Raw genomic sequence first — 23,157 nt, forward strand, 5'->3', positions numbered from 1 at the left:
GATCGTCAGGCGATCGCGAAGTCGTCCCCGTAGACGTTCTCCTGGCCGTACCAGCCGTGCAGGTACACGGTGACGGTGCCGGAGGCGCCGGTGGTGAAGGGGACGGTCAGCTTCGTCCAGCCGGTGGCGTTCGCCCAGGTGCTGCCGGTGGCCCCGCCGCTGACGCCGAGGTAGGCGTAGTTGCCCTGGACCCAGCCGCTCAGCGTGTAGCTGGTGTTGGGCTTCAGGGTGACGGTCTGCGAGCACTCGCCGGTCTGGCCGCCGGTGGCCGCCGCCTGCAGCGCGTAGGACCCGGAGTGGGCCGGGGTGGAGACCACGGCGCCGCCGCTCTGGCAGGTCCACGGGGCGAGGCTGCCGCTCTCCAGGCCGCCGTTGACCAGGCCGGTCGGCGGGGTCGTTCCGGTGACGGTCAGCGCGTAGGTGGCGGTGTGGCTGCCGGACGGCCCGCTGGCGGTCACCGTGAGCGGGTAGGTGCCCGCGGCGGCCGCCGCGGTGGTGGCGATGTTGAGGGTGGCGCCGGTGCCGGCGGTGACGCTGCCGGGGGTGACGGTGGCGGTGACGCCGGTCGGGGCGCCGCTGACCGAGAGGGTGAGGCTCTGGGCCGAACCCGCCGTCACCGCGGTGGCGATGGCCGCAGAGGTCGACGAACCGGCGCTGACCGTGGCCGAGTTGGGGTTGACGGCGACGGAGAAGTCGTTGTTCACCGTCGAGCCGCTGGTGAACGGCGCGAAGATGTGGGTGAAGTCCCAGGTGTTCTGGTTGATCCCGGAGCAGGAGTCGTCGCCGGACTTGCCCGGGCAGCCTCCGTTGTCGCGCTGGAGCGCCCAGAAGGACAGCGTGTTGATGCCCTTCGACACCGCCCAGTTGTAGACGGTGGTGGCGTTGGCGACGGTGAAGGTCTCGGCTGCGCCGAAGTCGTCGATGCCGACCATCTCGGTGATCCCGATCGAACCCCACAGCTGCGCGGGGGTCTTGGACGGGTAGAGCTTGGCGAGCTGGTTGTAGAGGCCCTGCGCCGAGGTCTGGGTGTCGGCCGCCATGTCGTGGGCGGCGTTGTCGTAGTAGTCGAAGGTCATCATGTTGACGACGTCGATCCGGGCGTTGTTGGTGACCGCGTTCTTCAGTACGGCGAGGCCGCTGGAGGCCAGCCCGCTGGTGGTGGTCGGCAGCGTGTACGAGAACTGGACGTTGCGCCCGTTGGCCGCGGCCCAGTCCTGCACGACCTTGATCGCCTTGTTGCGGCGGTCGATCCCGGCCGTGTTGGTCAGCGAGTTGTCCTCGATGTCGAGGTCGATCCGGCTGATGTCGTAGGTGGTGATCAGGTTCTCGTAGGCGGCCGCGATCTGGTTGACGTCGGTGCAGCTGTCGGCCAGTTCGGTGCCGGTGTTGTCGGCGGTGTAGCCGCCGAAGGAGGGGATCACGTCCCCGCCGTTGGCGCGGATGGTGGCGATGTCGGCGCCGAAGGTCGAGCTGGAGACGGGCTTGGAGGTGTCGCCGTTCCAGTACGGGGTGCAGGAGCCCTTGGTGGCGGCCTGGAGGAAGGCCATCGTCAGGTACTTGGCGCCGGACTGGGCGGCCAGGGTGGCGGGGCTCTGCCCGGTCCAGGACTCGAAGTAGGGGGCGAAGACCCGGCTGGGGAGCGGGGTCGCGGCCTGGGCGGTGCCCGTTCCGGCGGCGACCAGGCCGGCCGAGGCGGCCAGGGTGGCGCAGGCGGTCAGGGCTGCCTGGATCGTTCTGCGTAGACGCATGGGTTCTCCAACATTCGTGGTGGGGCGGGACGTTGGCGATTCGGACTGGTGCGGGCCCAGGACCTGCGGGGGCGGTCCGGCCGGATCGCGGCGGCCGTGTGGGGTCGGCCGGGCGGCTCCGGGCGTGCCGGTCCGGGCGGGAAGGCGCAAGGGCGTACGGACGTGCGGGTGCGTGGACGTGCAGGTGCGTGGACACGGATACACGGATACACGGGGGCAAGGGGACAACTCGGCGCGCGGAGGCCCACCGGCCCGCGCGGGGGCGGGTGGCGGTTCGCGGGCGTGCGCGCCGGACGGTGCGGGGGTGGAGCGGAGCAGGGCAGGGCAGTGCCTCAGCCGCCGGTGGTCACACCCCCACAGTGCATCCCGGTCGGATCGACATGCTTATGGTTGGACTAGACCACTTGTCTGTCAAGAGCCCTAACAGTTCGTCAGCACACGGCCGTGGCGGCCCAAGGGGACGTCCCGGCACCTCGGGTGGCGCGGCGGGGAGCCGGGAGCGCGGGCAGGCAGGCCTGCGCTGCGCCGCAGGCGGGCGCGCGGGGTGGGGCCGTGGCCGCGCACCCGTCGCAGGGGCGCGGCCACGGCGGCCCGGCGCTCAGGACGCCGGGCGGTCGGGGCGTGTCGTCGCCGGGGCGGTCCCGCCGGTTCCGGTGGTCCTCACGGTCCGGCGGGTCGGGCGGCGGGTCGCGGGACGGGTCACGTGGCGGGTCGCGGGACGGGTCGCGCGGCGGGCTCCGCGGCGGGTCACGCCGGCGGGCAGAGGGTGGCCCGCAGCGCGTCGTTGATCTTCGCGGCGGTGTCCGGCCCGAAGCCCTGCGGGTGGTCGGGCGAGGTGAAGCGCTGGTTGGCCAGCTCGACCAGCTTCGCCTTGTCCTTGGGGAACTGGTACATGGCCTGGCACTGGTTGCGGGCCCGGTCCACGGCCTGGTCGGGCTTGTCGCCGACGATGGCCGGGTCGATCGCCTTCAGTGCCGCCACCAGCTTGTCGGTCAGGCCGCCGTCCGGCTTGGCGGGCAGGCCGGCGTCGGCGGGCGGTGCGGGCTTGGCCGGGGCCGCGGTGGAGCCGCCGTCCGTGGCGGGCGCCGAGGGGGTGGCGGGCGCGGGAGCCCCGGTGGCGCCGGCCGAGGGGGCGGCCGGGTCGGTGGCGCCGGCCGAGGGCGCCGTGGTGGTCGCGGGGGCCGTGGGCGCCGTGGTGGCGCCGGGCGAGGCGGCGTCGGGCGCGGTGGTGGTGGCGGCGGTGGAGGGGGAGCCCGCCGCGGCGGTGGACGTGCCGGAGCCCGTTCCGGAACTGGAGCAGGCAGCGAGGCTCACCGCGGCGAATGCCGTGAGGGTGGCGGCGAGGAGACGAGTGCGCATGGCGTCACACTGTCATGTTCGCGGCGTCGAAGGGAAGATCCCCGTGCGACGGCCGACGGCCCGGCAGGCGGGCCCGGGGATCGCCCCCGGGTCCGCCGCCGGGCCGCCGTCCCGTCGCTCCGGACTCCTGGCTCAGCCGAGCCCGTTGGCCTTCAGCCAGTCCTTGGCCACCGCCGACGGGTCCTCCTTGTCGATGGCGACGCGCTTCATCAGCGAGGTCAGACCCGCGGTGTCCAGCTTGGCCGACACCGCGTTGAGTGCCGCCGTCGCCGTGGCGTCCACGCCCGCCTTGTTGACCAGCGGGGTGACGTTCTGTGCACCGAAGGCGTTCTTCGGGTCGGCCAGCGGGACGAGCTTCAGCTGGACGATCTTGGGGTCCGTGGTGAAGACGTTGCCGACCTGGACGTTGTCGTCCTTGAGCGCGTTCGCGGTGGTGTCACCGGTGGGCTTCCACTCCTTGAACGTCAGGCCGTAGACGTCCTTGAACTGCTGTTCGCGGCGGGTCTTGAACTCCGGCGGGCCGCCGATGGTGAACTCGCCCGCCTTGGCGGCCAGGTCGGCGATGCTCTTGAGGTTGTACTTGTCGGCGGTCGCCTGGGTGACGCTGAGCGAGTCCTTGTCCTCGGCCGGGGAGGAGTCGAGTATCGCCAGCGCCCCGGGCAGCGCCTTGGTCAGCGCCGCGTTCACGTCCTCCTTGGTGACGGCGGTGGCCTTGGCGTCCAGGTAGGACAGCAGTGCACCGTTGTACTCGGGCAGGACGGTCAGGTTGCCGCTCTGCAGCTGCCCGTAGAGCACCTCGCGGCTGCCGATGTTGAACTTCTCCTCGACCTTCACGCCCTTGGCCTTGAGCGCCTGCGAGTAGATGGAGCCGAGCAGGACGTTCTCCGGGAAGTTCGCCGAACCGACGACCACCGTCGACCCGGAGCCGCTCCCGGAGCCACTCCCGGACCCGCCGGTGGAACCGCTCCCGGAGGCGGTCGCGCCGGAACCGCCGCCGAGCGGGTCGCCGCCGGAGGAGCCGCAGGCGGTGGCGCCGAGGGCGAGCGCGGCGAGCGTGCCGAGGACGACGGCGCGTCGGCCTCTGTGGTGTGTCGACATGGTGACAGGTGTCCTTCCGGAAGGGTGGGAACGGGGTTCAGCGGGCCCGGCGCTGGGCGCGGATCCCGGGCGGGAGCGCGTACCGGGCGAGGAGTGCGAAGAAGGCCTGGGCGCCGACGGCGAGCAGCACCACCAGCAGCGCCCCGCCGACGGTGACGGCGTACCTGCGGGTGGCCAGCCCGTCCATCACGTAGCGGCCGAGGCCGCCCAGTCCGACGTAGGCGGCCACCGTGGCGGTGGCGATCACCTGGACGGTCGCGGTGCGCAGTCCGGCGAGCAGGGTCGGCGCCGCCGAAGGCAGGCAGACCTGCCACAGCACCTGGCGGTGGGTCAGTCCGATGCCCCGTGCGGCGTCCCGGACGTCCGGGTCGGTGCCGCGGACCCCCTCGACGGCGGCGACCAGCAGTGGCGGCGCGGCCAGCGCGACCAGCGGGACCAGGACGGCCGTGTCGCCGACCCCGGCCAGCAGGACGGCCAGCGTCACCAGTCCGAGCGTCGGCAGGGCGCGCGCGGCACCCGCGAAGGCGGTGACGACGGTGACGCCGCGCCCGGTGTAACCGATCAGCAGTCCGAGCGGGACGGCGAGCAGCGCCGCCCACAGCAGGGCCTCGCCGGAGAGCAGCAGGTGTTCGGTGACCCGGTGCGCGATCGAGTCCGGACCACTGCGGTGGTCGGGGGCGGAGAAGAAGTCGCCCAGCCAGCTCAGCCAGTTCACGAGCCCGCCCCCTTCTCCCGGACGGCCCACGGCGCGAGCAGCCGCCGGGCGCCCACCAGCAGCAGGTCGACGGCCAGGGCGAGGACGGCGATCAGCGCGATGCCGGCCACGATCGGGGTCGGGAAGGTGCGCTGGAAGCCGTCGATGAACAGGTAGCCGAGCCCGCCGCGCCCGACCAGGGCGCCCACGCTGGCCAGCGAGATGCTGGACACCGCCGCGACCCGCAGCCCGGCGATCAGGTACGGCACGGCGGCGGGCAGCTCGACGGCGGTCAGCCGGTGCCACGGCCCGTACCCCATCGCGGTCGCGGCCTGCCGGACGGGGTCCGGGACGGCGCGCAGCCCGTCCACGGTGGTCGGCAGCAGCACGGCGACGGCGTAGAAGGTGAGCGGGATCATCACGGTCGCCTGGGTGGCGAGACCGGTGTAGGGGATGAGCACCACGAACACCGCCAGCGAGGGCAGAGCGTAGACGACGTTGAAGACGGCGGCCAGCGGCTGGTACAGCCGCGGGAAGCGGCTGCACGCCAGCCCGAGCGGGACGGCCAGCAGCAGGCCGATGAGCACCGGGAGGAGCGCGATCACCGCGTGGTCGGCGAGCAGGTCGCCGAGGTAGCCGAGGTGGTCGCCGATCCAGTACCAGCGGACGATCGGTTCACCGTCCACCGTCGGCTCCGTCCGCGGCGCGGGCCGGCTCGGCGCCTTCGGCCGGTTCCGCGGGGCCCGTCGGCTCCGCAGCTCCGGCGGCCTTCGCCGCCCCGGCGGCCGCCGTGCTGCCGGGCCCCGGTGTGCCGGGGGCACCGGAAGCGCTGGGAGCGCCGAGGCCACCGGGACCGGGAGCGCTGGGGGTGCCGAGGCCACCGGGAGCGCCGGGAGCGCCGGCGGCCGACAGGGCGGCGAGGATGGCGTCGCGCGTCGCGGTGCCGGTGGCCCGGCCGTCCGGGTCCAGGGCGACGGCCACCCCGGCGGGGGAGAGCACGGCCGCGTCCAGGGCGGTCCGCAGGGTGTCGGTGTCCGGGCGGTACCCGGCCGCCGGGTGCAGCTCGGCGGTGACGGCGTCGCGGTCGATCCAGCCGATCGGGCGGCGCTCGTCGTCCAGCGCGAGCTCCCAGCCGCCGTGGTGCAGCCCGTCGCCCACCGGGCGGACGTCGATGGCGCTCGCCGGGCGCAGGCCGAGGCCGCGCAGTCCGCGGTCGCGGCCGAGGAAGGCGGCGACGCCCTCGTCGGCGGGGGCGGTGAGCAGGGTGTGCGGGTCGGCGAGCTGGGCGATCCGGCCCTGCTCGCGCAGGACCACCACCTGGTCGCCGAGCCGGACGGCCTCCTCGATGTCGTGGGTGACGAAGAGCACCGTCTTGTGCAGTTCGGACTGCAGGCGCAGCAGTTCCTCCTGGAGCCCGGCGCGCACGACCGGGTCGACGGCGCTGAACGGCTCGTCCATCAGCAGGACCGGCGGGTCGGCGGCCAGGGCGCGGGCGACGCCGACGCGTTGCTGCTGGCCGCCGGACAGCTGGAAGGGGTACCGCTTGCCGGTCTCGGGCGCGAGCCCGACCAGTTCGAGCAGTTCGGCGGCCCGGGCGCGGGCCTTCCTGCGGTCCCAGCCGAGCAGGTAGGGGACGGTGGCGATGTTGTCGATCACCTTGCGGTGCGGGAAGAGGCCGGCCTGCTGGATCACGTACCCGATGCCGCGGCGCAGCCCGGCGGGTTCCAGCTCGGCGACGTCCGTGCCGTCCAGCAGCACCCGGCCCGAGGTCGGTTCGACCATCCGGTTGACCATGCGCAGCAGGGTGGTCTTGCCGCACCCGGATGGTCCGACCAGGACGGTTATCCGGCCGGTCGGGACTTCCAGGTCCAGGCCCTCGACGGCGATGGTGCCGTCGGGGTGGCGCTTGCCGGCGCCCTCGAATCTGATCACGGGGAGGTTTCCTCGTCAGGGCGCCCCGGGGAGGCGGCGCCTGTTCGGTCGTTCGGTCTTTCGGTTGATGACGGTTTGTCGACAATCGGCGGCGATGTCGGTGGAGGCCGTGTCGGCCGCCACCGCGGTGACGCGTCTGTCGGACCGTCCGTGCGGGCGTTCTTCCGCCCGCGTGGCTGCCCAGCTTTGGACCGGCGGAAACTCCGATCAGCCTATGACCTGAGTCATCTCCTGTCTCTCATTTACCACCCGGCCGGCGGCACGGAGCCCGCCCGTCCGACGGGGCGGGCCCAAACCGCCCGACTACCCGGCAGCCCCGCCGCTCGAACGGGTCGGCAGCCCGGCGGCCGCCCAGCCGACGAAGCCGCCGTCCAGGTCGGTCGCCCGGTGCAGCCCCAGCTCCCGCAGCGAGGCCGCGGCCAGGCTGGAGGCGTACCCCTCCGAGCAGACCACGATCACCTCGACGTCGTAGCCCGAGGCCTCGGGGATCCGGTGACTGCCCGTCGGGTCCAGCCGCCACTCCAGGACGTTCCGCTCGATGATCAGCGTGCCGGGGATCTCGCCCTCCGCCGCCCGCTGCGCCGCCGGGCGGATGTCGACCAGCAGCGCGCCCTCCAGCTGCGACTGGTACGCCTCCCGGGCGCGTGGCCGGTGGACTCCCTCGCGGGCCCGCTCCACCAGGTCGTCGATCGTGGTCACCATTGCTCCGGTCCTTCCGTCGAGGTGCGGACGAGCCCTCCGGCCCGCAGGTCGTAGTGCGCCATCGTGCCCAGCGGGGGCGAGTAGGCGTGCAGGGTGACGGCCGGGCCCGAGGCGGTGTTGCGCACGTCGTGCACGTACTCCGGACCGAACGCGCGGGCGGTTCCGGCCGGGATCCGGCGGATCAGCAGGCCCTGGTCCGGCCCGCCCAGGGACAGCTCCTCCAACTCTCCGAGGGCGACGGTGAACGCGCCGCGCGAACCGCCGTGGTCGTGGAAGCCGGTGGACTGGCCGGGCAGCCAGCTGATCAGCCACACCTCGTGGTCGTCGTCGGACAACAGGCGCTGGTACCAGCGCTCGTCCGTGGAGAGGCGGACGAGGTGGATCCACTGGTCGGGCTGCTCGGCCAGTTCGCGGACGACGGCCCGTAGCGCGCTCGGGGTGAGCGGCGCGCGGGCCTCCTCGAGGGCGGTGGCCGTGGCGGTCGCCGGGCCGGCGGTGCCGGGGGAGGCCGGGGCCCCCGTGGCGGGGGCGCCCGCGCGGACCGGCACGGTACCGCTGCCGGTCACGGTGCCGGTCCTGGTGCCGGTGGCCCCGGTGCCGGTGTCGGGGGTGGTCGTCGGGTCGTCGGGTACGAGGTGCAGGCTCATGAGGCGTCCTCGGGTGCGGCGGGAACGTCGGCGGGTGCGCCCTGCTCCGGCGGCGACGAGGCGGGCGCGGGCCGACGGAGCGGCACGGCACGCACGGGTGCGCCGGGCGGGGCGGGGGATCAGAACTTCGGGTGCGGCTGCGCGGCACGGACCCTGGCGGACGTCACAGGGCGGGACCGGCGGTAAGGAGCAAGGTCAACAGGCACAGATGGAACTCGCCTGGCGTCGCAGATCGACGTGCAGGCGGCAAACCAGAGTGGCGCCGGAGTCCATGTGCCGGATCCTTCCCGAGCGAACCGGACGAAGTCAAGCCAGGGCAATCTCCGAGGCGGCCCGGGCAATCCGGGAGGTGGCCAGGGCAATCGTGAAGGCGGAAGGCGTGTCACCCGCCCTCCGGCGCCGTACGGCCGGCGGTCGGGTCACCCGGTGACGGTCGGGCCCCCGGCCGAGGGGGGAGCCGGCGCGGCGGGCACCGGTGGCGCCGGCTGTGCGGGCACCGACCCGGTGGTGGCCGCGCCCCCGGCGTCCGCCTCCGCCGGGGCCCGCTCACCGGCCCCGCCCTCGTGCCCGCCGAAACCCTCACCCCCGTACGCGCTCCCGTGGACGGCCCCGGCTCCGCCCGGGCGCGCGGCGCCCCCGCCCCGGGCTCCGCTCCCGTGCGCGGCTGCCGCGTGCCCGGCCAGCGCCGCCTCGATCACCGGCGCGGCCCGGTCCCCGAGGTAGCGCCCCAGCGTCTGGTAGGCGTCGAACTGCCGGTGGTCGAACCACTGGTCGCTGGTGCCGTCGTTGGGGAAGGCCGGGTTGACCGCCGCGTGGGCGTGCAGTTCGTACGGCATGTCGGCGGTGAGGGCGGCACGCAGCACGATCAGCGTGCCGTGCCGGCCGCCGTCCCGGGTGCCGGCCCGGGCCCCGGCCCGTTCGTCCGCCTCGACCGGTGCTCCGCCCGGGGCCGACCGGTCGTCGAGCGGCTCGGGGTAGAGGATGTCCCCGGTGATCACCGCCCGGGCCGAGTAGCGCGCCGCGAGCGCGCCGGCCGGTGGCGGTGCGCCCGGCCCGCCGTGGCCGTCCCCGGCCTGTTCGGCGGCGCTGCCGGGGGCCAGCAGGTCCGGCCGGTGCAGGGTGATGGCGACGCCGAGCTCCTCGCGGGCCAGGGTGATCGCGGCGGCGAGGCTGTCCTCGTGACCGGAGTCCCCGCTGGCGTCGACGCACACCGCCGTCCGCACCCGGTGCCGCAGCAGCTCGACCAGCCCGAGGTTCTCGTAGTGGCCGCCGTCGGTGGTGAGCAGGAAGCGGTCGTCCGCCGGGAACCGGCCGGTCAACTCCCGGAGCTGGTAGGGGAGGCGGCGTACGGCGGGCTGCGCCGGGCGGCGCCAGTCCGGGGGATCGGACCACGCCGGACCGAGCACCGCCGGATTGGGCAGCCAGGTGCCCAGCCGCGCGTTGGTGGCCGCGAAGAGCCCCTGGTAGACGCGGGACTGCCGGCCCATCGCGGAGGAGAAGGCCGCACCGGAGACCGCCATCGCCGACTGCACCGTGAGGTCCCGGGCGATGTGCCGCCGGGTGCGCCGCTCCAGCGCGTCGGTGCGCGCGTACCCGACGTCCGGGCCGCCGACGTAGTCGTACGAGAGCGAGAAGGACACCGCCCGACGACCGGGCGGAGTACGGGAGTTGCCGGACAGGTTGGCCGCGGCCGAGAAGATCACCTGGGGGAAGTCGGGGTGCCGGGCGGCGTAGTGGCTGAGCCACGTCTGCTCCCGGAAGAAGTCGTACGGGCGGGCCAGCACCCGGCCGCCCTCCGCCACCCGGCGCACCGCGAACGCCGAGGCGAGCCGCAGCCGGTAGAACGGGTGCAAGCTCGTCCAGGTCTGGTCGAGGTTGAGCCCGACGGCGCCGAGGACCAGCGGCAGCAGCACCTGGACGGACGCCGGCCACGCGTACCCGGTGGCGACGGCCCAGCCCAGGGCGAGCAGGGCGGCCGCGGACAGGGCCGTCAGCGCAGCCCAGACCATGACGTACTGGGGCAGGTTGGCGGTCAGTCCGCCGCCGATCCGCCCGGCGCCGCGCAGCGCCCCGCCGAGCGCGGCCGCGCCCCGGCGGATCGTCCGCCGGTCGCGCCAGAGGATGCCGAGCAGCAGCGCCAGGTAGCTGAGCACGACGGTCAGGCTGAGCCCGGCACCGGTGAGCTGCGGGCCCGCCGCGAGCGCCTGCTGGAGGCTGACCGCGCCCCAGGCCAGCCCGGGCACCGCCAGCACCCCGACGGCCAGGAGGCCGGCCAGGGCCAGCGCGGTGCGGAAGAGCCAGCGCAGTGCGCGCGGCAGCAGCGCGCTCCAGCCCAGCGGCGGGAAGGCGAGCAGCCAGAGCAGCCAGCACCCGGCCGCGGCCGCGAGCAGCCCGGCCATCGCGGCGACGGCCGGGGGCCGGAACTCCAGCGGGCCCGGTACGGCGCCGGCCCTGCGCAGACCGGCCGCCGCCAGGCCGTCCAGGTCGGTGAGCGGCACGAGGTGGTAGAAGCGGCTGAGCCCGAGGCCGAGCACCAGCACGGCGGCGAGCAGCAGGGCGAACGCCGAGATCACCCCGCGCAGCAGCGTGCCGAGCGCGACCAGCCACTCGCCGGCGCCGTCGGCGATGAACCTGCCGTGGCGGCGCAGGTGGTCCTCCTCCGGCGAGCCGGGCTCCAGCACGGTGTCGGCCGTCAGACCCGAGACGGCGTGCACCGGGCAGCCGGGAGCGGAGTCGGTGAGCGCGAGCTGCATCGCGCCGACGGTGTAGCCGCCGCCGGAGACCGAGACCAGGTAGCGGGCCCGTTTGAGCCAGGGCCGCAGCGACTGGAGCGCGCCGAGGGTGACGCAGGCCGAGCGGATCCCGCCGCCCGAGACGCAGAAGCCGAGCGGTGCGGGCTCGCGGCCCGGCGGCACCCGGGAGCCGTCGCGCCAGTGCGTGTGGTGCCCGGTCGCGGCGGGGGAGCCGGACGGCTCGGGGCCCGGCGGGTGCGCCGCGCCGTGCCGGGCGTGCGGCGGGGCGACCGGCCAGGGCGGGATCAGCAGCGGCCGGTCGGTGGCGTCGGCACCGGCGGACGCGTCCGCGGACGCTTCGGTGGCGTTGGTGGCCCCGGTGGCTTCGGCGGCGCCCGCCTCGGCCGGCGGGCCCCGCCGGGCCCGTCGCCGCCCGATCCCGCGCAGGGCCCGGGCGGCGACCACCACCAGGACGGCCGGTGCCGCCACCCCGGCGGGCAGCAGGAGCAGCCACTTGACGGTGGCGAGCGCGGTGGCGGCGGCGAAGGGGGCGTCGGAGCCCGCCCGGCCGCCGTCGAGGCCGAGGGCGAGCAGGACGTCCTCGCCGGCGTCGCAGCAGGCCGCGAGCAGTCCGGCTCCGCCGGCGGCGAGCGCGGTGAGCCGCCAGCGCGGCCGCCCGAACACGTAGCCGCCGAGCAGGGCGACGGCCGTCGAGGTCAGGCCGTACCCGGCGATCAGCCAGACGTCGACGCGCAGCGCGGCCAGGTACTCCGCCGTCCGGCCGCCGACCACGGACTCGGCCGCCGCCCGGGAGCCGGCCAGTTGGAGGGCGACGTCCCGCACCCGGGGCGCCCGCAGTCGGAACTGCAGGACGCCCAGGGCGAGCGGCAGCAGCGCGCCGGGGGAGAGCAGCAGATCGGCCCAGGCGGGCAGGGCGGGCGGCCGCCCCGCGTGGCCGTCGCGCCGGGCCCACCGGAGCAGCCTGCCGGGGCCGCGCTCCACCGTGGCCGCCACCTTCGCCTCCCCGACTGCGTTCAACTGCCTCTTCCCCGCGCTCGATCCGCCCGGTCGATCCCCTCGCCCCGCCCGGGTGCGGCCGCGATCGGGTGCCGCCCCGCCGTGCTGCCGCTCTGCCGCCCCGCTGTGCTGCCGCCCCTGAGTCGCGCTGCGCGCCCGGAGGATAACGGTGCGCAGCCGCTTCCAGCCGCGTTTTACCCGGCCGTGGCTGATCCCGCACGTGGAGTGCCCGGTTTCGCTCGAATGAGTAAGAAGCCCGCTCCCGGGGTAGATGATCGTTTCATCCCATCCAGGGCCATCCGCGTGTCCGCACAACAGGATCGCCCCAGACGCATTGCCCCCGACGTATTGTCAGGCCACCGAGGCCCGGCCTACGGTCTACAGGTCGCTTTCTACGCACGTAGACCCCTGCGGATCCCCAGGGACCCGCAGACGAGACCCGCCCCGTCAACCCTCAGACCGCAGGCCCGACCCCACGGCCGGGCAGCGGAGTTGCGGAGGTACCCATGTCGCAGATCGTCCGTGCCGCGCTCGTCCAGACCCGCTGGACCGGCGACCAGGAGAGCATGATCGCCCTCCACGAGCGGTACGCCCGCGAGGCCGCCGCCCAGGGCGCGAAGATCATCGGCTTCCAGGAGGTCTTCAACTCCCCGTACTTCTGTCAGGTCCAGGAGCCCGAGCACTACCGCTGGGCCGAAGCCGTCCCGGACGGCCCGACCGTCCGCCGGATGCAGGACCTCGCCCGCGAACTCGGTCTGGTGATCGTCGTCCCGGTCTACGAGGAGGAACAGACCGGCGTCTACTACAACACCGCGGCCGTCATCGACGCCGACGGTAGCTACCTCGGCAAGTACCGCAAGCACCACATCCCCCAGGTCAAGGGCTTCTGGGAGAAGTACTACTTCAAGCCCGGCAACCTCGGCTGGCCCGTGTTCGACACCGCCGTCGGCCGGGTCGGCGTCTACATCTGCTACGACCGCCATTTCCCCGAGGGCTGGCGCGCCCTGGGCCTGGCCGGCGCGCAGATCGTCTACAATCCCTCCGCCACCAGCCGTGGCCTGTCCTCCTACCTCTGGCAGCTGGAGCAGCCCGCCGCCGCCGTCGCCAACGAGTACTTCGTCGCCGCCATCAACCGCGTCGGCACCGAGGAGTACGGCGACAACGACTTCTACGGCACGTCCTACTTCGTCGACCCGCGCGGCCAGTTCGTCGGCGACGTCGCCTCCGACAAGGAGGAGGAGCTCGTGGTCCGCGACCTCGACCTCGGCCTGATCGAACAGGTCCGCCAGCAGTGGCAGTTCTACCGGGACCGCCGGCCCGACGCCTACGGACCGATCTCCGAGGCGTGAGGAGCACCGCGATGACCACCCGCGACCCGCACCAGCGCACCGTCGTCCGCGGCGGCCTCGTCATCACCGCCACCGACGAACTCCACGCCGACGTCCTCGTCGAGGGCGAACGCGTCGTCGCGCTCGCCACCACCGGCAGCACCGCCGCCGGGGCCTGGACCGCCGACACCGTCATCGACGCCACCGGCCACTACGTCATCCCGGGCGGCGTCGACGCCCACACCCACATGGAACTGCCCTTCGGCGGCACCGCGGCCTCCGACACCTTCGAGACCGGCACCCGCGCCGCGGCCTGGGGCGGCACCACCACCATCGTCGACTTCGCCGTCCAGCCCGTCGGTGGCTCGCTGCGCGAGGGCCTCGACACCTGGCACGCCAAGGCCGACGGCAACTGCGCCGTCGACTACGCCTTCCACACCATCGTCTCCGACGTCAACGACGGCGTCCTCAAGGAGATGGACGCCCTCGTCGACTCCGGCGAGTCCACCTCCTTCAAGCTGTTCATGGCCTACCCCGGCGTGTTCTACAGCGACGACGGCCGGATCCTGCGCGCCATGCAGCGCGGGGCCGCCAACGGCGGGCTGATCATGATGCACGCCGAGAACGGCATCGCCATCGACGTGCTGGTCGAGCAGGCCCTCGCCGCCGGGCGCACCGCCCCCCGCTTCCACGGGGAGGTGCGCCGGGAACTCCTGGAGGCCGAGGCCACCCACCGGGCCATCAAGCTCGCCCAGGTCGCCGGCAGCCCGCTCTACGTCGTCCACGTCTCCGCCGCCTCCGCCCTCGCCGAGCTCGCGCAGGCCCGCGACGCCGGGCTCAACGTCTTCGGCGAGACCTGCCCGCAGTACCTGTTCCTCTCCACCGACAACCTCGCCGAGGCCGGTGCGGACGGCTTCGAGGGCGCCAAGTACGTGTGCAGCACGCCGCTGCGCCCGCGCGAGCACCAGGAGGCGCTCTGGCGCGGGCTTCGCGCCAACGACCTCCAGGTGGTCTCCACCGACCACTGCCCGTTCTGCTTCGTCGGGCAGAAGGAACTCGGCCGCGGCGACTTCTCGAAGATCCCCAACGGCCTTCCCGGGGTGGAGAACCGGATGGACCTGCTCCACCAGGCCGTGGTCGACGGGCACATCACCCGCCGCCGCTGGATCGAGATCGCCTGCACCACCCCGGCCCGGATGTTCGGACTGCACCCGCGCAAGGGCACCATCGCGCCGGGGTCCGACGCCGACCTCGTCGTCTACGACCCCTCCGCCGTGCAGACCGTCTCCGCCGCCACCCACCACATGAACGTGGACTACTCGGCCTACGAGGGGCGCCGGCTCACCGGCCGCGCCCGCACGGTGCTCTCGCGCGGCACCGTGGTGCTCGACGACGGGCAGTGGCTCGGCCGGGCCGGCCACGGCACCTTCCTGCGCCGCGACACCTGCCAGTACCTGACCTGACCTGAGCCGGCCCGGCCCGGGCCGCTGTCGGCAGCCCGCCGTCGACGGCCCGCCGTCGCCCACCAGACCCCGCCGACCAGATCCCGCCGCCCGCCGGGCCTGCGCCAACGGCCCGGCCGGCGGCACCACCCTCTCCCCGGAGCCACCCATGGACATCGGCCTCGTCCTGCAGACCGACCCGCCCGCCCGCCTGCTCATCGACCGGATGATCCGCGCCGAACGGGCCGGGTTCAGCCACGGCTGGACCTTCGACTCCTGCGTGCTGTGGCAGGAACCCTTCGTCATCTACAGCCGGATCCTCGCGGAGACGGAGCGGCTGACCGTCGGCCCGATGGTCACCAACCCCTCCACCCGCACCTGGGAGGTCACCGCCTCCCTGTTCGCCACGCTCAACGACATGTACGGCAACCGCACCGTCTGCGGCATCGGCCGCGGCGACTCCGCCATGCGCGTCGCCGGGCGCCGGCCCGCCACCCTCGCCCGGCTGTCCGAGGCCATGCACGCCGTCAAGGAGCTCGCCGAGGGGCGCACCGTCGAGGTGGACGGCACCGACATGCACCTCCCCTGGGTGCGGCCCGGCGCCGAGCTCCCGATCTGGATGGGCGCCTACGGGCCGAAGGCGCTCGCGCTGACCGGCCGTCAGGCCGACGGCTTCATCCTCCAGTTGGCCGATCCGTACCTCACCGAGTACATGATCAAGGCGGTCCGCTCCGCCGCCGCCGAGGCCGGCCGCGACCCGGACGCGCTCACCATCTGCGTCGCCGCCCCCGCCTACGTGACCGCGGACGACTCCCCGGAGGCCCTCGCCCACGCCCGCGAACAGTGCCGCTGGTTCGGCGGGATGGTCGGCAACCACGTCGCCGACCTGGTCACCCACTACGGCGCCCACTCCGACCTCGTCCCGGACGCCCTCACCGACTACATCAAGGGCCGCCAGGGCTACGACTACAGCCACCACGGCCGGGCCGGGAACCCGGACACCGCCTTCGTCCCGGACGGGATCGTCGACCGCTTCTGCCTCATCGGGCCGCCGCAGGCCCAACTCGCCCGGCTGGAGCAGCTCCGCTCCCTCGGCGTCGACCAGTTCGCCGTCTACGCCATGCACGACGCCGTCGAGGCCACCATCGACGCCTACGGCAGTGACGTGATCCCGCACCTCGCCCGGTCCTGACCGCCGCAACCGCGCTCGCGCAGACGGGAGTCGCCCATGGCCGAGACCGCGATCGGCGGCGGTGGGCAGCGGCAGCACCCCGACGGCCGGGTCGAACTCGACCCGGCCGCAGGCCGGTTGCCCGCCAACGGCTTCACCAACGACGACCTGCGACCCGTCCCGGTGGAACGGCGCACCTGGACCACCTACAACTTCCTGGCGCTCTGGGTCGGCATGGCCCACAACATCCCCTCCTGGACGCTCGCCTCCGGGCTGGTCGCGCTCGGCATGGACTGGAAACAGGCCGTGCTCACCATCGCGGTCGCCAACCTCGTGGTGCTCGTTCCGATGCTGCTCAACGGGCACGTGGGAACGAAGTACGGGATCCCGTTCCCGGTGTTCGCCCGCGCCGCGTTCGGACTGCGCGGCGCCAACCTGCCCGCGCTCCTGCGGGCGGCGGTGGCCTGCGCCTGGTTCGGCATCCAGACCTGGATCGGCGGCGAGGGGATCTTCCTGCTCGCCGGCAAACTGCTCGGCTCGTCCTGGAGCACCGCGGCGCAGTTCGGCGGCTACCCGTGGACGCAGTGGCTCTCGTTCCTCCTCTTCTGGCTCCTGGAGATGGCCATCATCGCCCGCGGGATGGACACCCTGCGGCGGTTCGAGAACTGGGCGGCGCCGTTCGTGATCGTCGGCGCGCTGGCGCTGCTGGTGTGGATGACGGTCAAGGCGGGCGGGTTCGGGCCGCTGCTCGACCAGCCCTCCCAGCTGGGCTGGGGGCGCGAGTTCTGGAAGGTCTTCTTCCCCGCGCTGATGGGCATGATCGGGTTCTGGTCGACCCTCGCGCTCAACATCCCCGACTTCACCCGCTTCGGCGGCAGCCAGCGCGCCCAGATCCGCGGGCAGGCACTCGGCCTGCCGACCACCATGACCCTCTTCGCGCTGCTCTCCGTCCTGGTCACCTCCGGCTCGCAGGCCGTCTACGGCGAACCCGTGTGGGACCCGATCGAGCTCGCCGCGAAGATGGAGAACCCGGCCGGCCTGCTGTTCGCCCTGCTGACCGTCCTGGTCGCGACCCTGTCGGTGAACATCGCCGCCAACGTCGTCTCGCCGGCCTACGACCTCGCCAACCTGCTGCCCCGGCTCGTCGACTTCCGCACCGGGGCACTGATCACCGGGGTCGTGGGGATCGCGATCTTCCCGTGGAAGCTGATCTCCGACCCGCACGTGTACATCTTCACCTGGCTCGGCGTGGTCGGCGGCATGCTCGGGACGGTGGCCGGGGTCCTGATCGCCGACTACTGGGTGCTGCGCGGCACCCGGCTGCGGCTGGCCGAGCTCTACCGGCCGGGCGGGGCGTACTGGTACGCGGGCGGATGGAACTGGCGGGGGGTGCTCGCCCTGCTGGTCGGGGCCGTCCTCGCGGTCGGCGGGTCGCACGGCGGACCGTTCCCGGCGGACGGGCTGCTGCCCGCGCTCGAACCGCTGGCCGACTACGGCTGGGCGGTCGGCTTCGCGGCGGCCTTCGGGTTGTACCTGCTGCTCTGCGCGCTCCCGGGCGGCCGTCCGGCGGGAACGGACGGTGCCGAGGAGGGCCGCCGTTGAGGGCCGCCGCTGGGGGCTGCCGTTGAGGGCCGTTGAGGGTCGTTGCGGCTCGGTGTCGAAGGGGTCGCCGCTGAGGGCCGTTGCGGCTCGGTGTCGTAAGGGCCGCCGCTGACGGCCCCCTCGGCTCGGTGCCCAGGTGCGTCCAGGTCCCGAGGCGGTCACGGAGGTGTCAACTCGCCTGCACGGCCGGCGGTGCGTCGATACGGTCCGCTCAACACCCGCACCACGTACCAGAGGACACCATGCGTCCCATCCTCCCGATCCTGGTCGCCGGCGGATTCCTCGCCGCCACCGCGGCCTGCGGCAGCAGCGCCGACAGTCGGTCGGCCGCTGCTCCGCCCGCCGTTCCGTCGACCGCTTCGCCGACCGTTCCGCCTGCTGCTCCGTCCGCCGTTCCGTCCGCTTCGGCGGCAGGTGGCGCCGCGTCGGCTGCCGCGCCGTCCGCCGGCGGCCCTGCCGCGGTCGGTGCGCCCCCGAAGGAGGTGGACGCGGCGGCCGCGCTCGGCAAGCTGGCGACGGCCGTGCCGTCGCTGAAGATCGTCAAGCAGTACACCGCCGAGGACGACCCGAACCACCTGCTGGGCCGCCCGGGCCAGTACGTGTCGAAGGTGTCGTTCTCCGACTCGCGGATCAAGCCGGCCGACGTGGAGGGCGAGAGCGCGGACTCGGTGGCCCGCGGCGGGGCCGTCGAGGTGTTCGCGACCGAGGCCGATGCGAGGAAGAGGTCCGAGTACATCCAGGCGATCGTCAAGGGCATGCCCGCGCTGCTGGAGTACGACTACGTGCGCGGCGCGGTCCTGATCCGGGTGTCGAAGCACCTCACGCCGGACCAGGCGAAGGCCCTGCAGTCCGCCGTGTGAGGCGGCGGCGCCGGCGCGCCCCCGTGGGCGCCCGGGCAGCGGTTTCCACCGTGTGACGGGGCCCCGGCCGGAGCGGCCTCCTCCGGGAGCGGTCACCCGCGCGGCCCGGCGCGTTCGACGGCGGCCAGCACCTTGGCGGTGCCGTCCTCGCCGGCGAGGACGTCGGCCACCGATCTGGCGCGGCTGCGGTAGCGGGGGTCGCCGACGGCCCGGCGGAGGGCGGCCGCGAGGCGGGGGGCGGTGAGGGCGTGCAGCGGCACCGGGCCGGGGGAGACCCCGAGCCTGGCCAGCCGGTCGGACCAGAACGGCGCGTCGAGCTGGGCGGGCACCGGGACGGCGGGCGTGCCGCAGCGCAGCGTGGCGGCCGTGGTGCCGGCCCCGGCGTGGTGGACCACGGCCGCCGTCCGCGGGAACAGCCACTCGTGCGGGGTGTCGCCGATGGTCAGGACGTCGTCCGAGTCCTCGGCGCCGAGGCCGCTCCACCCCGCCTGCAGGACGGCCCGCGCCCCCGCGCCGCGCACCGCCGCGAGGACGGTCGCGGTCAGCCGCTCGGGCTCCGGGACGACCAGGCTGCCGAAGCCGACGAAGACGGGCGCGGGCCCGGCGGCCAGGAAGTCGAGCAGCCGGGCCGGGGGCTGCCAGTCCGGATCCCGCACCGGCCACCAGTAGCCGGCGACGTCCAGTCCGGGAGGCCAGTCGGCCGGGCGCGGCACGACCGTGGGCGAGAAGCCGTGCAGGACGGGGTGCCTGCGCCGGGCCCGGGCGATGCCGACCGGGGGCAGGCCGAGGCGGCGGCGCAGGGCGCGGACGGCCGGGGCGAACAGCCGGTCGGTGGCGGCCTGGACGGCGTGCCCCGCGAGCAGGTTTCCCCGCCGGCCGAGCGACCGGGTGCCGGTCACCGCCGGCGCGAACTCGCGGGTGGGGGAGAGGGGTTGGAGGTACAGCCCGATGCTGGGGATGCCGGCGGCCTCCGCGGCCACCTGGCCCAGCGCGCTGGTGGTGCTGGTGGTGAGCAGCAGATCGGTGCCCAGCGCGGTGGCGTCCGCGATGCCCTCGCCGAGGGCCGGCATGAACCTCCGCCCCAGGCGCAGCAGTTGCAGGATCGCGTACGGTCCGCTGCCGGCGCGCAGCAGCCGCTGCCCGTCGTCGGAGGCGAGTTCCGCGCGCGGGTCGACCGGCAGCGGGCGGAACTCGAGCCCGGCGGAGCGCACCGGCGCGGTGAAGGTGGTGTGCGTGGCGACGGCCACCTGATGGCCGGCCGCTCGCAGGCGGACACCGAGCCCGATGAACGGGGCGACGTCGCCCCGGGAGCCGGCGGTGGCGATCAGGATGCGCATGGCGGCAGTATCCCGGCGCGGGCGCCCGGGCGGGAGGGTGCCACGCCCGGGGCAGGGGCCCGCGGGGCCCGTCGGGCGGGTGTGCCGGGAGGGGCCGGTTCGAAGCCGGGCCAGGGGCGGCTCCGGACTGGTCGGGCCGGTGCGGGGCGCCCTGCGTCGTCGCCTGCCGTGTCGCCGGTGCGTGTCGCCGGTGCGTGTCGCCGGTCGGTGTCGCGGGGGTGGTGGCGCCGGAACCGCGGGCCGGGCGGGTGGCGTCCTCCGGTGCAGAGCGGCGGGACGGGGCCGTCGCGCCGCGAACGGGAGGGACAGATGAGCATCGTCGCGTGGATCGTGCTTGGCCTGGTGGCGGGGGCCCTGGCCAAGCTGCTGCTGCCCGGGAAGGACCCGGGCGGCCTGATCGTGACCACCCTGATCGGCATCGCCGGCTCCTTCGTCGGCGGTTGGATCGCGTCGCACTTCCTACACAGGTCGGTGACGGCGCACTTCTTCGACATGGCCACCTGGTTGTCGGCGATCGGTGGCGCCCTGGTGCTGCTGATCGTCTACCGGCTGCTGTTCGGCAGTTCGCGGCGTTAGGGCCTGCGGTGAGCCGGGCGGCGGCGGACTCGTGCCCGCCGCCCGGCTCCGCCGCCCGGCTCCGCCGCCCGGCCCCGGCCATGTCGCGGTCGCATGCGCAGGCCAGTCGTCGGCTCGCCGTAGGCCCGTCGTAGGTCCGTCGCAGGTCCGTAGCGGGCCCGCGGCGGGCCTGCGCTCAGTTCGGCGCCGCCGACTCGGCGGCCCAGCCCGGGAGCGCCTCGCGCGCGGCCGACCAGGCGGCCGGGACCTGCGCGAGACCGGTGCGGGCGGCGACCACCCCGGCCGCGATCGCGCAGGTGGTGTCCATGTCCCCCCAGCCCCCGAGGGTGTGCCAGACCGCCTCCGGCAGGCAGTCGAGCCGGCCCGCGGCGGACCAGAGGGCGAACGGGACGGTGTCCGGGGCGGAGATCGACAGGCCCGAGCCGAGCACCGTGGCGGCGTGCCGGACGCTGGTGTGCGCGGGCAGCCGGGCGGCGATCCGCAGGCCGGAGCGCACGTCGCCGTCCGGCAGCCGCTCGGCGACCTCGGTCAGCAACTCGGCCCGGTCGGGCGGGGTTTCGCCCCGGCTGCGGACGGCGAGGGCCGCGGCCAGGGCGACCGCGACGGCGCCGGCGACGGCCTCCGGATGGAAGTGCGTGGTGAGCGCCTGCCGTTCGGCCTGCCGGGCGGCCTCGTCGAGGTCGTCGGCGAACCAGGCGCCCAGCGGGGCGACCCGCATCGCGGCGCCGTTACCGTACGAGCCCTGGCCCTCGAACTGGCCGGAGGTGACGGTGCGCCAGTCCTCGCCGGCGCCGATCCCGCGCAGCACCCGGTGCATCGACGGGCCGTACTTGCGGCCGTACTCGCGGGCGTACTCCTGCGCGAACTCCCGCGCCAGTGCGTCCTGCCGGACCTCGCCGTGGTCGACCAGGTGTCGCACGAGCACCAGGGCCATCGCGGTGTCGTCGGTCCAGTGCCAGGGGGCGGGCCGGATCCGGCGGGCGGCCAGCGCCGAGGGTGCCTCGTCGGGCGGGACGGAGAACCACCGGTCGCCGAAGGCGTCGCCGAGGGCCAGCCCCTCCAGACTGTCCAGAACCGGCCGGGCCGCGCGCATGTCATCCTCCAAGTGAGATCAACCTGCGCGGCAGTCTGCCGGACGGCCCGGTTTGTCGGCCACCGGATTCCCTCCGGCGCCCGGCCCACCGGGCCGTGACGCGTCCTACTTGGCGAGCAGCCCGCCGAGGATGAGCTTCCAGAGCGCCTCGAAACGGTCCTCGACGGTCGGCTCCGACCACGTGGTCGCGTACGCCGGGTCGTGGAACGGGGCGGTGGCGTCGAAGACGGCGCGGGCCGTGGAGAGGATGTGGGCGAGCTTGAACTCCTTGCCCTCCATGCCGTCCTGGACGATCTGGGCGATCTGGCCGACCAGGGTCTCGATGTGCGCGTCGACCGTGCGGCTGTTCTCCTCGACCAGCACCATGTACGTCGCGAACAGCTCCGGGTCGTCCAGCGCCTTCTTCCGCTTGGCCGCGAAGAGCGTCACCAGCCACCGGTGCAGCCGCTCGGCGGCCGGGCCCGGCTCGGTCGAGATGAAGGCGAGCTCGTGGTGCGCCTGGTCGAGCCAGCGCTGGGTGACCGCCTCGCGCAGCGCGGCCTTGCTCGGGAAGTGGCGGTAGACGCTGCTGTGGCTGACACCGAGGATCCGGGCGACGTCCACGACGGTGGCCTTGGCCGGGCCGAACCGCCGGAGGACGTCCTCCGCCGCGATCAGGATCTGCTCGGCGGTGAGTGTGGTGTCCGTGGTCACGGGGAGGCCGTCCTTAGGGTCGTGCGTTCAGGGGCGGTGCGGTGCCGGGCCCGGGGTCGGACCGGTCCGGCCGGGTGTGCTCCGATGGGAGCACCGGTCAGCGTTCGCTGTCCAGGTGCGCCATCTGGGCGGCAGCGTAGCGGTCGCCCGCCGCCGCACCCGCCGGCACGGCCGCCTCGATGGCGGCCAGGTCCGCGGCGGTGAGCGTGACGTCCAGCGCGCCGAGCGCCTCGGTGAGGCGGTCGCGGCGCCGCGCGCCGACCAGCGGGACGACGTCCTCGCCGCGCGAGGCGACCCAGGCGATGGCGACCTGTGCGACGCTCGCCCCCTTCGCGGTGGCCACCCCGCGCAGCGCCTCGACGAGGGCGAGGTTGTGGGTCAGGTTGTCGCCCTGGAAGCGCGGGCTGTGGCCGCGGAAGTCGGTGCCGGCCAGCGGGCGGTCCTGGTTCCAGTGGCCGCTGAGCAGACCGCGGGAGAGGACGCCGTAGGCGGTGACACCGATGCCGAGCTCGCGGGCGGTGGGGAGGACGGCCGCCTCGATCGAGCGGGAGATCAGCGAGTACTCGATCTGCAGGTCGCTGATCGGGTGGACGGCGGCGGCGCGGCGAAGGGTGTCCGCGCCGACCTCGGACAGGCCGATGTGACGGACGTGGCCGGCCTTCACCAGGTCCGCGATGGCGCCGATGGTCTCCTCGACCGGGACGCTCGGATCCAGCCGGGCCGGGCGGTAGACGTCGATGTGGTCGGTGCGCAGGCGGCGGAGCGTGTAGGCGAGCGCCGTCTTGGTGGCGGCGGGGCTCGCGTCGTAGCCGAGCCACTGGCCGTCCGGGCTGCGCTGGGCGCCGAACTTCACGCTGATCTGCACGCTGTCGCGGTCCCGGCCGCGCAGGGCCTCGTGGATCAGCAGCTCGTTGTGGCCCATGCCGTAGAAGTCGCCGGTGTCGAGGAGGGTGATCCCGGCGTCGAGTGCGGCGTGGATGGTGGCGATGCTCTCGGCCTCGTCAGCCGGCCCGTACAGGTCGGACATGCCCATGCAGCCGAGGCCGAGGGCGGAGGTGACGGGGCCGGAGGTGCCGAGGGTGCGCTGTGCGGGGCGGGAGGTGGTGGACACGGGGGGCTCCAGGGG

At 74.4% G+C, this 23,157-nt stretch carries 20 protein-coding genes; 6 read left to right on the top strand and 14 right to left on the bottom strand.

From position 1 onward, the window contains the following. Nucleotides 1-5: 5 nt before the first annotated feature. The 10 genes from AB0N04_RS00940 to AB0N04_RS00985 all read right to left on the bottom strand — a co-directional run bounded on the left by AB0N04_RS00940 (nt 6) and on the right by AB0N04_RS00985 (nt 11,950). Nucleotides 6-1,748: a glycosyl hydrolase family 18 protein gene (locus AB0N04_RS00940; RefSeq protein ID WP_360205290.1), complete on the bottom strand. Its 1,743-nt coding sequence runs from the start codon at nt 1,746-1,748 to the stop codon at nt 6-8. A 747-nt stretch (nt 1,749-2,495) separates the two neighbouring features. Then, nucleotides 2,496-3,107: a hypothetical protein gene (locus tag AB0N04_RS00945; protein WP_360205293.1), complete on the bottom strand. Its 612-nt coding sequence runs from the start codon at nt 3,105-3,107 to the stop codon at nt 2,496-2,498. 132 nt (nt 3,108-3,239) lie between these two features. Beyond that, on the bottom strand, nt 3,240-4,205 hold the full coding sequence (locus tag AB0N04_RS00950; protein WP_360205295.1) for an ABC transporter substrate-binding protein: 966 nt from the start codon (nt 4,203-4,205) through the stop codon (nt 3,240-3,242). A gap of 37 nt (nt 4,206-4,242) precedes the next feature. Continuing rightward, nucleotides 4,243-4,920, bottom strand: a complete 678-nt coding sequence (locus tag AB0N04_RS00955) for an ABC transporter permease (protein WP_360205297.1) — start codon at nt 4,918-4,920, stop codon at nt 4,243-4,245. Then, on the bottom strand, nt 4,917-5,585 hold the full coding sequence (locus AB0N04_RS00960; RefSeq protein ID WP_360205299.1) for an ABC transporter permease: 669 nt from the start codon (nt 5,583-5,585) through the stop codon (nt 4,917-4,919). The genes AB0N04_RS00955 and AB0N04_RS00960 overlap by 4 nt, the downstream gene beginning before the upstream one ends. Continuing rightward, complete coding sequence (locus AB0N04_RS00965; RefSeq protein ID WP_360205302.1) at nt 5,575-6,831, bottom strand: ATP-binding cassette domain-containing protein; 1,257 nt, start codon at nt 6,829-6,831, stop codon at nt 5,575-5,577. Before AB0N04_RS00965 ends, AB0N04_RS00960 begins: the two co-directional genes overlap by 11 nt. 303 nt (nt 6,832-7,134) lie before the next feature. Beyond that, nucleotides 7,135-7,533, bottom strand: a complete 399-nt coding sequence (locus AB0N04_RS00970) for a rhodanese-like domain-containing protein (RefSeq protein ID WP_360205304.1) — start codon at nt 7,531-7,533, stop codon at nt 7,135-7,137. Next, nucleotides 7,527-8,180: a cysteine dioxygenase family protein gene (locus tag AB0N04_RS00975; RefSeq protein WP_360205306.1), complete on the bottom strand. Its 654-nt coding sequence runs from the start codon at nt 8,178-8,180 to the stop codon at nt 7,527-7,529. The genes AB0N04_RS00970 and AB0N04_RS00975 overlap by 7 nt, the downstream gene beginning before the upstream one ends. A 195-nt stretch (nt 8,181-8,375) precedes the next feature. Further along, nucleotides 8,376-8,453 (bottom strand): putative leader peptide, encoded by a 78-nt coding sequence (locus AB0N04_RS00980; protein WP_107086570.1) that lies wholly within the window; start codon nt 8,451-8,453, stop codon nt 8,376-8,378. A 146-nt stretch (nt 8,454-8,599) separates the two neighbouring features. Continuing rightward, on the bottom strand, nt 8,600-11,950 hold the full coding sequence (locus tag AB0N04_RS00985) for a hypothetical protein (RefSeq protein WP_360205308.1): 3,351 nt from the start codon (nt 11,948-11,950) through the stop codon (nt 8,600-8,602). 485 nt (nt 11,951-12,435) lie between these two features. Here AB0N04_RS00985 and AB0N04_RS00990 point away from each other — a divergent pair, with 485 nt between their 5' ends. From AB0N04_RS00990 to AB0N04_RS01010, 5 genes are all read left to right on the top strand, one after another. Beyond that, nucleotides 12,436-13,278, top strand: a complete 843-nt coding sequence (locus AB0N04_RS00990; RefSeq protein WP_360205310.1) for a nitrilase-related carbon-nitrogen hydrolase — start codon at nt 12,436-12,438, stop codon at nt 13,276-13,278. 11 nt (nt 13,279-13,289) lie between these two features. Beyond that, the gene (gene hydA, locus AB0N04_RS00995; protein WP_360205313.1) at nt 13,290-14,720 is read left to right on the top strand and encodes a dihydropyrimidinase; all 1,431 of its coding nucleotides are present in this window, start codon (nt 13,290-13,292) and stop codon (nt 14,718-14,720) included. Nucleotides 14,721-14,868: 148 nt separating this feature from the next. Next, nucleotides 14,869-15,891: a TIGR03842 family LLM class F420-dependent oxidoreductase gene (locus tag AB0N04_RS01000; RefSeq protein ID WP_360205315.1), complete on the top strand. Its 1,023-nt coding sequence runs from the start codon at nt 14,869-14,871 to the stop codon at nt 15,889-15,891. A 36-nt stretch (nt 15,892-15,927) separates the two neighbouring features. Next, nucleotides 15,928-17,472, top strand: coding sequence for an NCS1 family nucleobase:cation symporter-1 (locus tag AB0N04_RS01005; protein ID WP_360205317.1), 1,545 nt, complete (start codon nt 15,928-15,930; stop codon nt 17,470-17,472). A gap of 482 nt (nt 17,473-17,954) precedes the next feature. Continuing rightward, nucleotides 17,955-18,332 carry a hypothetical protein gene (locus AB0N04_RS01010; RefSeq protein WP_360205319.1) on the top strand — a complete coding sequence of 126 codons (378 nt, stop codon included), beginning with the start codon at nt 17,955-17,957 and terminating at the stop codon, nt 18,330-18,332. Between the two features lie 92 nt (nt 18,333-18,424). On the opposite strand, the gene AB0N04_RS01015 is transcribed toward AB0N04_RS01010, so the two are convergent. Further along, nucleotides 18,425-19,669, bottom strand: coding sequence for a glycosyltransferase (locus tag AB0N04_RS01015; protein ID WP_360205322.1), 1,245 nt, complete (start codon nt 19,667-19,669; stop codon nt 18,425-18,427). A gap of 309 nt (nt 19,670-19,978) precedes the next feature. Here AB0N04_RS01015 and AB0N04_RS01020 point away from each other — a divergent pair, with 309 nt between their 5' ends. Then, the gene (locus AB0N04_RS01020) at nt 19,979-20,245 is read left to right on the top strand and encodes a GlsB/YeaQ/YmgE family stress response membrane protein (protein WP_360205325.1); all 267 of its coding nucleotides are present in this window, start codon (nt 19,979-19,981) and stop codon (nt 20,243-20,245) included. Nucleotides 20,246-20,420: 175 nt separating this feature from the next. Here the strand turns inward: AB0N04_RS01020 and AB0N04_RS01025 are convergent, their stop codons facing one another. From AB0N04_RS01025 to AB0N04_RS01035, 3 genes are all read right to left on the bottom strand, one after another. Beyond that, nucleotides 20,421-21,338 carry an ADP-ribosylglycohydrolase family protein gene (locus AB0N04_RS01025; protein WP_360205328.1) on the bottom strand — a complete coding sequence of 306 codons (918 nt, stop codon included), beginning with the start codon at nt 21,336-21,338 and terminating at the stop codon, nt 20,421-20,423. A gap of 105 nt (nt 21,339-21,443) precedes the next feature. Then, complete coding sequence (locus AB0N04_RS01030; RefSeq protein WP_360205331.1) at nt 21,444-22,031, bottom strand: TetR family transcriptional regulator; 588 nt, start codon at nt 22,029-22,031, stop codon at nt 21,444-21,446. Between the two features lie 97 nt (nt 22,032-22,128). Continuing rightward, nucleotides 22,129-23,142 (bottom strand): aldo/keto reductase, encoded by a 1,014-nt coding sequence (locus tag AB0N04_RS01035; RefSeq protein ID WP_360205334.1) that lies wholly within the window; start codon nt 23,140-23,142, stop codon nt 22,129-22,131. Between the last annotated feature and the right edge of the window lie 15 nt (nt 23,143-23,157).

This window comes from Kitasatospora sp. NPDC051702, assembly GCF_040681575.1.
GTDB lineage: Bacteria > Actinomycetota > Actinomycetes > Streptomycetales > Streptomycetaceae > Kitasatospora.

What these genes read in the sequence shown, in the direction of transcription:
- AB0N04_RS00940 (WP_360205290.1), bottom strand. Translation starts at nt 1,748, where the DNA reads ATGCGTCTACGCAGAACGATCCAGGCAGCCCTGACCGCCTGCGCCACC.
- AB0N04_RS00945 (WP_360205293.1), bottom strand. Translation starts at nt 3,107, where the DNA reads ATGCGCACTCGTCTCCTCGCCGCCACCCTCACGGCATTCGCCGCGGTG.
- AB0N04_RS00950 (WP_360205295.1), bottom strand. Translation starts at nt 4,205, where the DNA reads ATGTCGACACACCACAGAGGCCGACGCGCCGTCGTCCTCGGCACGCTC.
- AB0N04_RS00970 (WP_360205304.1), bottom strand. Translation starts at nt 7,533, where the DNA reads ATGGTGACCACGATCGACGACCTGGTGGAGCGGGCCCGCGAGGGAGTC.
- AB0N04_RS00975 (WP_360205306.1), bottom strand. Translation starts at nt 8,180, where the DNA reads ATGAGCCTGCACCTCGTACCCGACGACCCGACGACCACCCCCGACACC.
- AB0N04_RS00980 (WP_107086570.1), bottom strand. Translation starts at nt 8,453, where the DNA reads ATGGACTCCGGCGCCACTCTGGTTTGCCGCCTGCACGTCGATCTGCGA.
- AB0N04_RS00990 (WP_360205310.1), top strand. Translation starts at nt 12,436, where the DNA reads ATGTCGCAGATCGTCCGTGCCGCGCTCGTCCAGACCCGCTGGACCGGC.
- hydA (WP_360205313.1), top strand. Translation starts at nt 13,290, where the DNA reads ATGACCACCCGCGACCCGCACCAGCGCACCGTCGTCCGCGGCGGCCTC.
- AB0N04_RS01000 (WP_360205315.1), top strand. Translation starts at nt 14,869, where the DNA reads ATGGACATCGGCCTCGTCCTGCAGACCGACCCGCCCGCCCGCCTGCTC.
- AB0N04_RS01005 (WP_360205317.1), top strand. Translation starts at nt 15,928, where the DNA reads ATGGCCGAGACCGCGATCGGCGGCGGTGGGCAGCGGCAGCACCCCGAC.
- AB0N04_RS01015 (WP_360205322.1), bottom strand. Translation starts at nt 19,669, where the DNA reads ATGCGCATCCTGATCGCCACCGCCGGCTCCCGGGGCGACGTCGCCCCG.
- AB0N04_RS01020 (WP_360205325.1), top strand. Translation starts at nt 19,979, where the DNA reads ATGAGCATCGTCGCGTGGATCGTGCTTGGCCTGGTGGCGGGGGCCCTG.
- AB0N04_RS01025 (WP_360205328.1), bottom strand. Translation starts at nt 21,338, where the DNA reads ATGCGCGCGGCCCGGCCGGTTCTGGACAGTCTGGAGGGGCTGGCCCTC.